At 38.8% G+C, this 13,037-nt stretch carries 10 protein-coding genes; 3 read left to right on the forward strand and 7 right to left on the reverse strand.

Annotated features, from left to right (window positions below):
• Positions 1-41 precede the first annotated feature (41 nt).
• Both lgt and ZA06_RS01700 read left to right on the forward strand, forming a co-directional pair.
• Positions 42-872 (forward strand): prolipoprotein diacylglyceryl transferase, encoded by an 831-nt coding sequence (lgt, locus tag ZA06_RS01695; protein WP_053975682.1) that lies wholly within the window; start codon positions 42-44, stop codon positions 870-872.
• A gap of 1 nt (position 873) precedes the next feature.
• Positions 874-1,368 (forward strand): DUF192 domain-containing protein, encoded by a 495-nt coding sequence (locus tag ZA06_RS01700; protein ID WP_053975683.1) that lies wholly within the window; start codon positions 874-876, stop codon positions 1,366-1,368.
• On the opposite strand, the gene ZA06_RS01705 is transcribed toward ZA06_RS01700, so the two are convergent.
• From ZA06_RS01705 to mdh, 5 genes are all read right to left on the reverse strand, one after another.
• The gene (locus tag ZA06_RS01705) at positions 1,365-1,823 is read right to left on the reverse strand and encodes a GNAT family N-acetyltransferase (protein WP_053975684.1); all 459 of its coding nucleotides are present in this window, start codon (positions 1,821-1,823) and stop codon (positions 1,365-1,367) included. The genes ZA06_RS01700 and ZA06_RS01705 overlap by 4 nt on opposite strands.
• A complete protein-coding gene (locus tag ZA06_RS01710) occupies positions 1,824-3,119 on the reverse strand; it encodes a phosphoribosylamine--glycine ligase (RefSeq protein WP_053977019.1) in 1,296 nt (431 codons plus the stop codon).
• 168 nt (positions 3,120-3,287) lie between these two features.
• Positions 3,288-6,308: a protein translocase subunit SecDF gene (gene secDF, locus ZA06_RS01715; protein ID WP_053975685.1), complete on the reverse strand. Its 3,021-nt coding sequence runs from the start codon at positions 6,306-6,308 to the stop codon at positions 3,288-3,290.
• Between the two features lie 197 nt (positions 6,309-6,505).
• On the reverse strand, positions 6,506-7,144 hold the full coding sequence (locus ZA06_RS01720) for a hypothetical protein (RefSeq protein ID WP_053975686.1): 639 nt from the start codon (positions 7,142-7,144) through the stop codon (positions 6,506-6,508).
• 149 nt (positions 7,145-7,293) lie between these two features.
• A complete protein-coding gene (gene mdh, locus ZA06_RS01725) occupies positions 7,294-8,220 on the reverse strand; it encodes a malate dehydrogenase (protein ID WP_053975687.1) in 927 nt (308 codons plus the stop codon).
• 235 nt (positions 8,221-8,455) lie between these two features.
• Here mdh and ZA06_RS01730 point away from each other — a divergent pair, with 235 nt between their 5' ends.
• Positions 8,456-8,791: a cupin domain-containing protein gene (locus ZA06_RS01730; RefSeq protein WP_053975688.1), complete on the forward strand. Its 336-nt coding sequence runs from the start codon at positions 8,456-8,458 to the stop codon at positions 8,789-8,791.
• A 51-nt stretch (positions 8,792-8,842) separates the two neighbouring features.
• Here the strand turns inward: ZA06_RS01730 and gyrB are convergent, their stop codons facing one another.
• Together gyrB and asnB are read right to left on the reverse strand one after the other, a co-directional pair.
• On the reverse strand, positions 8,843-10,783 hold the full coding sequence (gene gyrB, locus ZA06_RS01735; protein WP_053975689.1) for a DNA topoisomerase (ATP-hydrolyzing) subunit B: 1,941 nt from the start codon (positions 10,781-10,783) through the stop codon (positions 8,843-8,845).
• A 375-nt stretch (positions 10,784-11,158) separates the two neighbouring features.
• Positions 11,159-12,823 (reverse strand): asparagine synthase B, encoded by a 1,665-nt coding sequence (asnB, locus tag ZA06_RS01740; RefSeq protein WP_053975690.1) that lies wholly within the window; start codon positions 12,821-12,823, stop codon positions 11,159-11,161.
• Positions 12,824-13,037: the final 214 nt, after the last annotated feature.

Raw genomic sequence — 13,037 nt, forward strand, 5'->3', positions numbered from 1 at the left:
TTTTTCAAAGTGCTATATTTACCCTTGAAAATTTTTATCATATGCATTTTTTATCCTTCGTTTGGGACCCTTCAAAAGGAATCGATTTAGGCTTTTTTACCTTACACTATTATAGCATGATGTGGATTGTGGCGTTTGTTCTTGGACTTGCCATCATGAAACGCATCTACAAGCACGAAAACCAAAGCGATGAGTCTTTGGATTCACTTTTTATCTATTCTGTAGTAGGGATTATGTTGGGTGCCCGACTGGGACATGTGATTTTTTACCAACCAGAACTGTTCAAAGAAGACTTTTTCAGCATCTTTTTACCGTTCAGTTTTAAAGGTGGCATACACTTTACAGGTTTTCAAGGTTTGGCTAGTCACGGGGCTGCCATTGCCATGATTGTTTCTATGTATCTTTATAATAAAAAAGTACTTCATAAATCGGTGCTATGGATTTTGGACCGCGTGGTAATTCCGGTAGCTTCTGGTGCTGTATTTGTAAGATTGGGAAATTTCATCAATTCTGAAATTATTGGAAAACCAACAGGAAGTGATTATGGCGTGATCTTTAAGCAACTGCCTCAGGACATGCAAGTGCCAAGACACCCCGCTCAACTTTACGAATCTGGAGCTTATATTTTGGTGTTTTTTATTTTGTGGTATTTCTATTGGAAAACCAACAAAAGCGAGCAACAAGGCTTTTTGTTTGGTTTGTTCCTAGTGCTTTTGTGGACCATCCGTTTCTGTGTAGAATTTGTGAAGGAAGCCCAAAATGCAGAACGTGCCGATTGGGCGTTGAACACAGGACAATGGTTAAGTATTCCATTTATTCTTATTGGCCTTTACTTCATGTTTGTATACAAACCGAAAACTGAATTGAGCTAAAATGCGCAAAATATCTATTGGCAGCCTTCTTCTCCTTTCCATGTTTATGGCCCTAACGGCTATATCCTGTAAGGATGAACCCAAGGTTGTCAAAGAGATTATTGTTGAATTTAAGAAAGAAGGCTCGCTCAGTCTTTACAAAGCCGCTTCCGACTCCCTAATAAAAACCATTGCCATTGAAATTGCCGATGACGACTACCAAACCCAAACGGGCTTGATGTATCGCAACAACATGGAAAACAATCAAGGCATGCTTTTTATATTTCCAAGGGAAGAATTCCATAGTTTTTATATGAAAAACACACGGATTCCTTTGGACATTATCTTTATTGACAAGGATAAAACCATTATCAATATCCAAAAAAATGCCAAGCCTTTTGATGAAACTTCCTTGCCTTCCACTGCCCCAGCCCAATATGTGTTGGAAATTAACGGAGGGCTTTCTGATGAATGGAATTTAAGTGCCGGAGATCGAATCGATTTTACTAGACTCTAAAAGCAACGGGGACAACTATAGATGATTTCTGTCTCACCGTATGATGTTGTAATGCTTTTACTTTTTTCAAAGCCATTCGTCCTATAAAAACTATGCAAAGTTTCATCTTCAATAGCTAACCAAAAGCCATTTTGAGGATAGTTTTCCCTTACCAATCTCAACCAATCGGAACCCAATTTCTGCCCCCTAAAGGCTTCTATGGTGTAAATAAAACCTAGATATAGATATCCGTTTGAAAACCAATTTTCGGCGCCTTCTTTATAATACAACAAATCTGGTGGGCATTGCTTGAACACAAGCCCTCCCACCATAATTTCATTGTTATTTTTAATCACATAAAGTGTTGTGGTTTCTTTAATAGTTTCCCAAAACGGCACAATAGCCTCTTGCCAATCCTCTGGAAGTTTTTCAAAAAAAAGATTAGCTTTATACGTGTAGTCTAATAGTTCCATCATTTACAGCAGTCCCCAAGACCACAATTTATCGGAATCTTCAAACCAACGATCACCAATGTCGGTTCTGTAATATCCATTGTTAATGATGACGTTTTGAATCCTGTTATACATCAAGCGTTGGGCATCTTTCATGGTTAGTCCAGATCCAGTTACCAAAACGGCAATCCCCGTATTTCCGGTAATCAGCCATTCATTATTCACATTCTTCAAATGCATTGGGTGCACCCCTTCTTTGGCATTCCTTTTAAACACCACAACGGCGTCCTTTGAAAAGAGCTCGAAGGATTTTTTATCATTATAAGGAAATGGAGGCACTACGATAAACGCGCCTACGTGAAAGCCCTTCTTAACCGAAATTCTAAACTGTTGTCCCGAAGCAATTTTATACAACATTTCGCCGATAGGCTCAACAATAGAAGACCGTTGAATCAAAATTTGCGGGTATCCAAAACGGGAGGTGAACTCCAATGGATAGATTCCTTTACCATTAACGATACAATTCAGGTCGATATGCCCGACAAACTTCTGTTTCGCCAAGGTAGTTTTAAAATGCCTTAAAGTAGCTTCAAAAATTGGCGATTTGTCAGCCCAAAACATGCTTGTCCCCATTTCACCTGTAGACACACCAAGCTCCTTAGGAAAGAGCTTTTTATGCTCAAAAGTGATGTTGATTGGCGCTAGAAAATCGGTACCATTGAAAAAGGCAGAAACCCCAATCTCCACACCCTTTACTTTTTTCTGTAATTGAAATGTTCCAAATTCGTCTCCCCAAGATTTTTCGTAGGCTTTCAAAACCCTAATGACATCCAAACCTTCATCATCACTCCCCACAAACAGCAATTGTTTGATGTCCTGCGTTTCTCCACAGGGTTTAATAACATAGGCATTGGGATGCTGTTGAATGTATTGAATAGCCTCTTGAAAACTAAAGAATTCCTTATATGGTAAGGTTTTTATCTTGTGGCGTTTCAATTCGCTTTGGCCAAAATCCCTATCGAGTTCCAACCTATCGGTATATTCAGTGCCGCCAAACACCAATTTACCTTGGGCTCGCAAGTCTTCACATTCCTTTCCATAGCCGGTATAATCAAAAATTATAAGATCGGCCCAATCGATATGCGCTTTCCAATCCCTAACCTTTTTAAGGAACCCGAAGCCAATTTCTCGGGAGTCCTTATCTTCAATACACATTTTTACTTGATTGCCTTCTAGTGAAGCAGCATAGGCAATATCCAATATTTCTCCCCATCGAGAAACAAAGAGGAGTTTTCTAGGAGGTGTAGGTTGTGCTTTCACACTCCAAAAAGTCAAAAATAATCATAAACGTAACGTCTAATTTTTCAATTCAAAATTAGTCAAATAATCAATTCAAAAAATATAGAGCAGCGTAATTTTTAGCTAATAATTAGCCAATAAAAAAGGCTACCAAAACGGTAGCCTTTTTCAAATTATATAAAGAAATTATTAGTCTTCTTTTGGTGCTTCACCTTTATCCTTTAAAGAGTCATACATGATAGGTGTTGCAATGAATACAGAAGAGTAAGTACCTACTACTACCCCAACGATCAAGGCAAACAATAGACCTCTTAATGAATCTGCTCCAAAGGTAAACATGGCCAACAATACTACCAAAGTAGTAAGGGAAGTATTCAAGGTTCTACTCAACGTACTGTTGATTGCAGAGTTGATATTAGCGCCTCCTTTGAATCCTAATTTCTCAGCAAGCACCTCTCTAATACGGTCGAATACAACCACGGTATCGTTAAGCGAGTAACCAATTACCGTCAAGATGGCCGCGATGAAAGCTTGATCGATTTCCATGCTGAATGGCATGAAAGAATGCGTGATAGAGAATACACCCAATACAATGATAATATCGTGGAATACCGCCGCAACAGCACCCAATGAGAATTGCCATTTCTTGAAACGTAACAGGATGTAAAGGAATACTACAACCAAAGATCCTAATACTGCCCAGAAAGATTCTTTCTTGATATCATCGGCAATGGTTGGACTTACTTTACTTGACAATACTTTACCAATACCGTTTTTACCATCGGCAAAATCTTGGTAAGCCATTCCTGAAGGTAAGTAAGGCTTCAAGGCATCAAATAACATAGTTTGTACTTCCTCATCAGCTTCTGCTGAGTTTTCGTCTACTTTATATTTAGTAGAAATTTTCAATTGGTGTGAGTTTCCGATAGTTTTTACTTCCGCACTACCAAACTTATCCATCAAGTTAGCTTTAACTTCTTCTGGCTTCACGTCTTCAGTAAAACGCACTTGGTAAGTTCTACCTCCAACGAAGTCGATACCTTGATCCAAACCTTTAGTAGCTAAAGACCCGATACTCAATACCAATAAGGCTCCTGAAATGATGTAAGCAACTTTTCTTTTGGTGATAAAGTTGATGTTCGTGTTTTTGAACAATCCTTTTGTCAAACCTGTAGAGAATTCTAAAGACTTCCCTTTGTTCACATACCAATCTACCAACAATCTTGTAATGAAAATTGCAGTAAACAACGATGTTACGATACCAATTAATAAAGTAGTTGCGAATCCTTTGATTGGCCCTGTACCGAATACGAATAAGATGATTGCTGTAAGACCAGTTGTAATGTTAGCATCTAAAATTGAAGACAATGCATTTGAGAAACCGTCTTTAATAGCTTCTTGCTGTGTCTTACCTGCCGCAATTTCTTCCCTGACACGTTCAAAGATAAGTACGTTAGCATCCACCGACATACCAATGGTCAATACGATACCCGCTAAACCAGGAAGTGTCAATACTGCTCCCAATCCTGAAAGCACCCCAAAAATCAACAAGATGTTGAACAACAATGCGATATCCGCAAAGCTACCCGCAACACCATAGTAAAGAATCATCCATACCAATACTAAAGCCAAGGCAATCATAAACGATTTGATTCCAGAGTCGATAGCTTCCTTACCTAAAGATGGTCCAACCTCATCAGCTTGAACGATATCGGCAGATGCAGGTAATTTACCCGCTCTCAATACGTTTGCTAAATCCACTGCTTCATTTAATGTGAAAGCACCAGAAATTTCAGAGTTACCTCCAGAGATAGGTCCTGTACTTACACCAGGTGCAGAGTATACGATGTCATCCAATACAATAGCAATTTGGCTTTGTTGTTGGTAAGCTCTTCCAGTCATTTCTTCCCAAATCTTAGCACCTTTACTGTTCATTTGCATGCTAACAGAAGGCTTCCCTAATTGGTTGTAAGATTGACGTGCATCTGTAATTACAGCGCCACTCAATTCTGGCTCATTTTCTCTGTTTCCAACCAATGCATATAAATCTACATAGTCGCTATCCTTAGGTTGGATACCCCATGCAAATTTCACATAACGTTGCTCAGCTGGCAATAAAGCTCTTACTTTTGGATTGTTCAAGTAAGACGTGATCAAGTCTTTGTCCTTAGCTTCAAAAGTTGCTACAGAAGCACCTCCTGCTCCGTAACCTCTCAATAAATCCAAAATTGGATTTGCTTCCACATCTGTAGAATCAGCAGAAGTTTCACCTACCAATTTATCCAATAAATCAGCGTTTCCTTCTTCTGTAGTTGTAGAATCTGTTGCAGTTTCAGCAACCTCAGCTACTTCTGTTTCGGTTTTCTTCTCAGCATTTACAATTGGCTTCAATACCTCATTGGCTTGTGCTAAGAAAGGTAAGAATTGATCACCTCTGTAAGCATCCCAGAACTCTAACTGAGCTGTACTTTGTAATAATTTTTTAACACGCTCTACATCCTTGGCTCCTGGAAGCTCTACAAGGATACGTCCTGAATTTCCTAAACGTTGGATGTTTGGTTGTGTTACCCCAAACTTATCGATTCGCTTACGCAATACCTCAAAAGCAGATACGATAGACTCATCTACCTTTTTCTTAATAACATCCTTAACTTGGTCGTCAGACATGTCAATAGTGATTTCTTCACTTAAGGTACGGTTGGCGAAAATGTCTGGAGACGCCAATTTTGTATCTCCTTTAATAGCGTCAAACGCAGTAAAGAAAGATTCCAAATATGGCTCTTGAGCATCCTTTTGGATTTCCTCAGCATCAGATAATGCTTTGTTGAATACAGGATCTGTAGTGTGGTTAGCCAATCCTTCCAAGATATCTTTAACCGAAATCTCCAAGATTACGTTGATACCTCCTTTAAGGTCCAAACCAAGGTTCATAGCCTTGTCTTTTACCTCATTATAGGTATAATCTGCAATACCTATGTCAAATACTTTGATTCCTTGTCTTTTTCCGTCCACCTCAACTTTATAGGTTTGAAGTGAATCCAAATAACGAATTTCCTCAGCATTGATTTCTTCAGGAGTATCGTATTTACTAAATGCTGCTTCTTCTGCAGCTGCGTCTATTTGATTGGATTTAAAGGTAAATGATAATTGATAGATACTTACCAGTCCAAACAATAGTGCAAACAATTTTACTAATCCTTTGTTTTGCATTTTTAATTATTTATTGGTCAATTTTTTAATCGGGCAAATATAGAATTTACCCTTGATTTGACAATTATTCTAAATGATTTTGTAAGTGGTTAGCCGTTTATGGAATTACACCATAAAGCGAACTGTGTTTTTGAGGCTTCCATTGTACCTTTTTATTGACATTAAAAGCTTCTTTTGTGATAATTTGTGGGAAGAATTTATCCTAACCTCCAGTTGTAGCAGGGGCCTGCCCTCACTTCTGGGATTTTTTTGGATATATTGTCTATTGCAAGCGCAATATTTTTATAGAATTTATAAGCTACCTTAATGTCTGTTGAAACCGTTTCAATACTGAACACCTCCACAGATAAGGATTCGTGGGCCATGAAAGAAGGATCGTGGTCTGCTTTCAATTCCACAGCCATCTTTCCGCCTAAATCAAAAGCGGAATGATCTCCCTTGTGGATTTCGTAAACATCTAGATCATACTTAACCGAAGGATCTTTAACAGGAACTTTTGGAAATTCCCCTTTATGCTCAACTCCAGTATATCCCAACTCCAACAAATCATCGTCTGCCAATAATTTTTTGATACTGGCAACATCTGTATCGCTGTAATAGGTAATTTTTAACTGTCCGTCTTGAAGTTCACTAACCTTGATATGTTCAACCCCTACTTGTTGTAGTTGTTCGGTTAGCTCGACAATGGCCTTTTTGGCTTCAACAGATGATACATCCCCATTAGAAAACTGCAACACGATTTCCTGATTTGGAACAGGATTGTGCTGTTTTGTAGCAATTCCCCCTAAGAGTGAAAGGATAATTATTAAAGTACTAATGTACCATCTTGAATTCATGCGCCAAATATATAAAAATTTCAAGATTGAACTCGCTGAATCCCGTATAAATTAAGGTGCTATATCAGATTTAAAACAGCCTTATAAATAGCTTCTTACAAAAAAAGGTTGCCATTAGGCAACCTTTTCAATCTTTTATTGTTTGGTGATTATACGTCCAACAAACCGTTGGTCTTTGTAACACCTTCTGCACTAGCAGCCATATGTGCTTTTTCAGCATCACTCAATTCAATTTCTACGATGCTTTCAATACCGTTTCTACCTAAAATTACTGGTACCCCGATACACAAGTCAGACAAACCGAACTCACCTTCCAACAACGCAGAACATGGGAACATTTTCTTTTGGTCACAAGCAATAGCCTGTACCAAAGCGCTTACTGCAGCTCCAGGTGCATACCAAGCTGAAGTACCTAACAATTTAGTTAAAGTAGCTCCACCAACTTTAGTATCTTCCTTAACTTGCTCCAATCTTTCCTCAGATAAGAACTCAGTTACCTTAATACTGTTTCTGGTTGCATGGGCAGTTAACGGCACCATACCTGTATCGCTGTGTCCACCAATAACCATTCCGTCTACATCACTGATAGGCGCTTCTAAAGCCTCTGCCAACCTGTACTTGAAACGAGCCGAATCTAAAGCACCACCCATACCTATGATACGGTTTTTAGGAAGTCCAGATGTTTTGTGTACCAAGTAGGTCATAGTATCCATTGGGTTACTCACCACAATGATGATTGTGTTTGGAGAATTTGCAATCAAATTTTCAGATACTGTTTTCACAATTCCAGCATTGATTCCAATCAATTCCTCACGAGTCATTCCTGGCTTACGAGGAATTCCTGAAGTGATTACACAGATATCACTACCTGCAGTTTTGGTGTAATCGTTGGTTACCCCTGTGATTTTGGTATCAAATCCGTTTAAAGAAGCTGTTTGCATCAAATCCATAGCTTTACCTTCGGCAAAACCTTCTTTGATATCCAACAAAACCACCTCACTTGCAAAATCCTTAATTGCAATATATTCCGCGCAACTGGCACCAACCGCACCAGCTCCAACTACTGTTACTTTCATATAAAAAAATTTTTAGTATTTGTTGATTTTAAGTCTGCCAAAAATACGAATTTTTATACGGTTAATGAAGCCCAAACAGATAAAATAACTCGGATATTTGCAACAATTTTAAGCCCGTTTTCAAAACGTAAAAAACCTTGTCTACCAACCTCAACTTTCAAGAAATTCAACTAGAAAACACAAAAAAATCCCGTACTTTTATTGGTTCATTCTCAATAAGAAATCACAACACAAAATGGAGGTAATCAAAGCAGATGATGGGTTTCAACCCGTGAATTCCAATCCCGATATCCAACGAAAAGTTATTTACCTAAACGACCTGATGGTAACCATCATCGATTTCCATAATGGCCCTATGGAAAAACCAGATCCATTTCACCATCACCCACACGAACAAATCACTTATGTAGTAACTGGCTCCTTACTGTTTTTTATTGAAGACCGACAATACACCTTGCATGCTGGCGATAGTTTTAAAGTAGCTTCCAACCTGAAACACTCTATACAGACGCTCACAGAACATGTGAGATTAATAGATAGTTTTTCTCCTATCAGGAAAGAGTTTTTATAAATAAAAAAGAGTGCTTTTCAGCACTCTTTTTTATTCTATTTCCGTTTGCAATTACGCGTCAATATTTGCGTAAATGGCATTCTTTTCAATGAACTCTCTACGTGGCGGCACCTCATCTCCCATCAACATTGAGAATATACGGTCTGCCTCACTTCCGTTGTCAATATTCACCTGACGTAACGTTCTGAACTCAGGATTCATGGTTGTTTCCCAAAGCTGATCGGCGTTCATCTCCCCAAGACCTTTGTAACGTTGTACGTTTACACTTCCACCATACTCTTCGGCAATAATATCACGTTCCTTATCGTTCCACGCATACTGCTTTTTGTTTCCTTTTTTCACCAAGTAAAGTGGCGGCGTTGCAATATAAATATGTCCGTTTTCAATCAACTCTTTCATGTATCTGAAGAAGAAGGTCAAAATCAAGGTTGCAATGTGGCTACCATCGATATCGGCATCACACATGATCACAATTTTATGATATCTCAACTTTGAAAGGTTCAAGGCTTTACTGTCCTCCTCGGTTCCAATAGTTACCCCAAGAGCGGTAAAGATATTCTTGATTTCTTCGTTTTCAAATACCTTGTGGGTCATCGCTTTTTCCACGTTCAAGATTTTACCTCTCAAAGGCAAAATAGCTTGGAACGCTCTATCACGACCTTGTTTGGCAGTTCCACCTGCCGAGTCCCCCTCTACAAGGAATACCTCACATTTTGTCGGATCCTGCTCTGAACAGTCACTCAGTTTTCCAGGAAGTCCCCCAATGCTCATTACTGTTTTACGCTGTACCATTTCACGCGCCTTTTGAGCGGCATGACGTGCCTGAGCAGCAAGGATTACTTTTTCAACAATTAATTTGGCATCTTCTGGGTGTTCTTCCAAATAGTCAGTCAGCATCTCTGAAACCGCCTGACTTACACTAGCAGACACTTCTCTGTTTCCTAATTTGGTCTTGGTTTGCCCCTCAAATTGAGGTTCTGCTACCTTCACCGAAATAATCGCCGTTAAACCTTCACGGAAGTCATCTCCAGCAATATCAAATTTCAACTTGTCCAGCATTCCAGATTCATCGGCATACTTTTTCAAGGTATGGGTCAATCCTCTTCTAAAACCAGATAAGTGCGTTCCCCCTTCGTGGGTGTTGATATTGTTTACATATGAATGTAGGTTTTCTGCATATGAGGTGTTATAAATCATGGCTACCTCTACTGGCACACCATTTTTCTCACCTTCAAAGGCAATGGCATCCTTCATTAATGGTTCACGGTTTCCATCCAAATAGGTAATGAATTCCTTCAATCCATTTTCAGAATAGAAAGTTTCCCCTATATATTCACCTTTTTCGTCTTTGTTTCTCTTATCCAACAAGTGAATAGTAATTCCCTTATTCAAGTAAGCCAACTCACGCATTCTACTTGCCAAGGTATCATAACTATACTCCAGGGTTTGTTGGAAAATTGTTGGATCTGGCTTAAAGGTTACCGTCGTACCTCTGCGCTCAGTTTCACCAACAGTCTTTACAGGATATAGAGATTTTCCTCTTTCATACTCCTGCTCCCAGATTTTACCGTCTCTGTAAACGGTGGCTTTTAAATGCTCAGACAAAGCATTCACACAACTCACACCTACCCCGTGCAGACCTCCTGATACTTTATAGGAATCTTTATCGAATTTACCCCCAGCACCAATTTTGGTCATTACAACTTCTAAAGCAGAAATTCCCTCTTTCTTGTGAAGGTCTACCGGAATTCCACGTCCGTCATCCTCACAGGTAATGGAATTATCTTCGTTGATAATAACCGTAATGTTGTTACAGTGACCTGCAAGAGCCTCGTCGATTGAGTTATCAACCACCTCATAAACCAAGTGGTGCAACCCTCGTACTCCTACATCACCAATATACATGGATGGACGCATACGTACGTGCTCCATCCCTTCAAGCGCCTGGATACTATCCGCCGAATAATTATGCTTGTTGAATTCTTCCTTCATATATTAATATGTTATATTTTCTTTTAAAATTTCATAACCAACTGAATACTAAATGATTAAAAACCATATTAATCACTCACATAAAAAATCAGCAAGTATTTTTACAATAACACATAAAAAAATGCCCTGTACGGCATCTTTTAGTGTACTCACAAAGATAAGAATTTAAGGCACCATTAAAAAGCTTTTTAGAGAGTTTGATTCAAAATTATCAACAATTGTTAATTACTCAAAAATGGCTTAAAAAGGCTAAAAAAGGCCTTAAAATAGATTTTTATCATTTTTCGTTTATCGGCAAAAAGCAAAAAAACCTAAAATCCCGCAGAGGCGTCATTTTAGGTTTCACAAACAAAACTACGAAATCTAATTGAGACCTTAATAGGCCTCGGCATGTACATTTGCAACAGCCCTACCCGATGGATCATTCATGTTTTTAAAGGCCTCATCCCACTCCAAAGCAACTTTGGTACTACAGGCCACACTTGCTTCCTGCGGTACCGATAAAGCTGCCGCATCACTTGGGAAATGCTCTGCAAAAATAGAGCGGTAATAAAACTCCTCTTTATTGGTAGGGGTTTGTATAGGGAACTTATACTTAGCATTAGCCAGTTGCTCATCGGTTACGGCTTCGCTTACCAATTCCTTCAAGGTATCAATCCAACTATACCCTACACCATCGCTAAATTGCTCTTTCTGTCTCCAAGCAACGCTTTCTGGCAAATAACTTTCAAAAGCCTTTCGTACGACCCATTTCTCCATACGCTCTCCGTTGATCATTTTATCTTGTGGATTGATGCTCATGGCCACATCCATAAATTCCTTGTCCAAAAACGGTACTCGCCCTTCAATTCCCCAAGCAGCCAAACTTTTGTTAGCTCTTAAGCAATCATACATATGGAGCTTGCTCAACTTTCGCACAGTTTCCTCATGGAATTCTTGTGCATTTGGCGCTTTATGGAAGTACAAATAACCTCCAAACAGCTCATCGGCACCTTCTCCTGACAATACCATTTTAATTCCCATAGACTTGATCACTCTAGCCATTAGATACATTGGCGTACTTGCCCTAATGGTAGTGATATCATAAGTTTCCAAGTTGTAGATAACATCTCTAATAGCATCCAAGCCTTCCTGAATGGTGAACTTTATTTCGTGGTGCACCGTGCCTATGTGATCTGCTACCTTTCTAGCCGCAGCTAAATCCGGCGAGCCTTCCAACCCTACAGAAAAGGAGTGTAATTGAGGCCACCAAGCATCGGACACATCATCGCTTTCAATACGTTTTTGGGCATATTTTTTAGCAATAGCCGATGTTACCGATGAATCCAAACCTCCTGACAAGAGTACCCCGTAAGGCACATCACTCATCAATTGTCTGTGTACGGCTGCTTCCAAAGCTTCCTTGATTTTTTCAATACTCGTTTCATTATCCTTTACAGCTTCATAATCGGTCCAATCTCTTTTGTACCATTGTACAAATTCACCTTCCTTACTATATAAATAATGCCCCGGAGGAAACAATTCTATTTTAGTACAAATACCTTCCAGCGCTTTCAATTCGGAAGCTACATAAAAAGTTCCGTTGGCATCCCATCCTATATATAAAGGAATGATCCCCATATGATCGCGAGCTACAAAATATTCATCCTTATCTACATCATAAATGGCAAAGGCAAAAATACCGTTTAGCTCATCTACAAAATCAACTCCACGCTCTTTATAAAGCGCCAAAATAACTTCGCAATCACTTTCAGTTTTAAACTCATAAGTCCCTTTTAACTCTTTACGCAAAGTTCTATGATTATAAATTTCGCCATTGGCCGCCAACACCAACTTACCATCATCACTCAACAGTGGCTGTTTCCCTGAGGCGGGATCTACAATAGCCAAACGTTCATGCGCCAAAATTGCCTTTTCATTATTAAAGATCCCATTCCAATCCGGTCCGCGATGACGGATCTTTTTAGACATCTCCAATACTTGGGGTCTTAAATCTTCTGCTTTCTGTTTTAAATCGAATGCACATACAATTCCACACATATTAATCAAGTTTTAATTACATGTCAAAGATGTATTTTACATGTCATAATAAAAACATAATAACACATTATGCTTTCAATTTGTAACTTTTAAAATATTTTTAAATAAAATTCGTTATTTAAAAACAAAGGTTTTAGGCCATTCACATTTCAATTGTCAATTTAAAATGTATGATTTTTCGGAAACTATTTTTACAAATTCTTCTATCTTTAAA

Origin of the sequence: Mangrovimonas xylaniphaga (assembly GCF_001280435.1) — a bacterium.
Classification (GTDB): Bacteria; Bacteroidota; Bacteroidia; order Flavobacteriales; family Flavobacteriaceae; genus Mangrovimonas_A; species Mangrovimonas_A xylaniphaga.

What these genes read in the sequence shown, in the direction of transcription:
- gyrB (WP_053975689.1), bottom strand. Translation starts at nt 10,783, where the DNA reads ATGAAGGAAGAATTCAACAAGCATAATTATTCGGCGGATAGTATCCAG.
- ZA06_RS01700 (WP_053975683.1), top strand. Translation starts at nt 874, where the DNA reads ATGCGCAAAATATCTATTGGCAGCCTTCTTCTCCTTTCCATGTTTATG.
- secDF (WP_053975685.1), bottom strand. Translation starts at nt 6,308, where the DNA reads ATGCAAAACAAAGGATTAGTAAAATTGTTTGCACTATTGTTTGGACTG.
- lgt (WP_053975682.1), top strand. Translation starts at nt 42, where the DNA reads ATGCATTTTTTATCCTTCGTTTGGGACCCTTCAAAAGGAATCGATTTA.
- ZA06_RS01730 (WP_053975688.1), top strand. Translation starts at nt 8,456, where the DNA reads ATGGAGGTAATCAAAGCAGATGATGGGTTTCAACCCGTGAATTCCAAT.
- mdh (WP_053975687.1), bottom strand. Translation starts at nt 8,220, where the DNA reads ATGAAAGTAACAGTAGTTGGAGCTGGTGCGGTTGGTGCCAGTTGCGCG.
- ZA06_RS01720 (WP_053975686.1), bottom strand. Translation starts at nt 7,144, where the DNA reads ATGAATTCAAGATGGTACATTAGTACTTTAATAATTATCCTTTCACTC.
- asnB (WP_053975690.1), bottom strand. Translation starts at nt 12,823, where the DNA reads ATGTGTGGAATTGTATGTGCATTCGATTTAAAACAGAAAGCAGAAGAT.
- ZA06_RS01705 (WP_053975684.1), bottom strand. Translation starts at nt 1,823, where the DNA reads ATGATGGAACTATTAGACTACACGTATAAAGCTAATCTTTTTTTTGAA.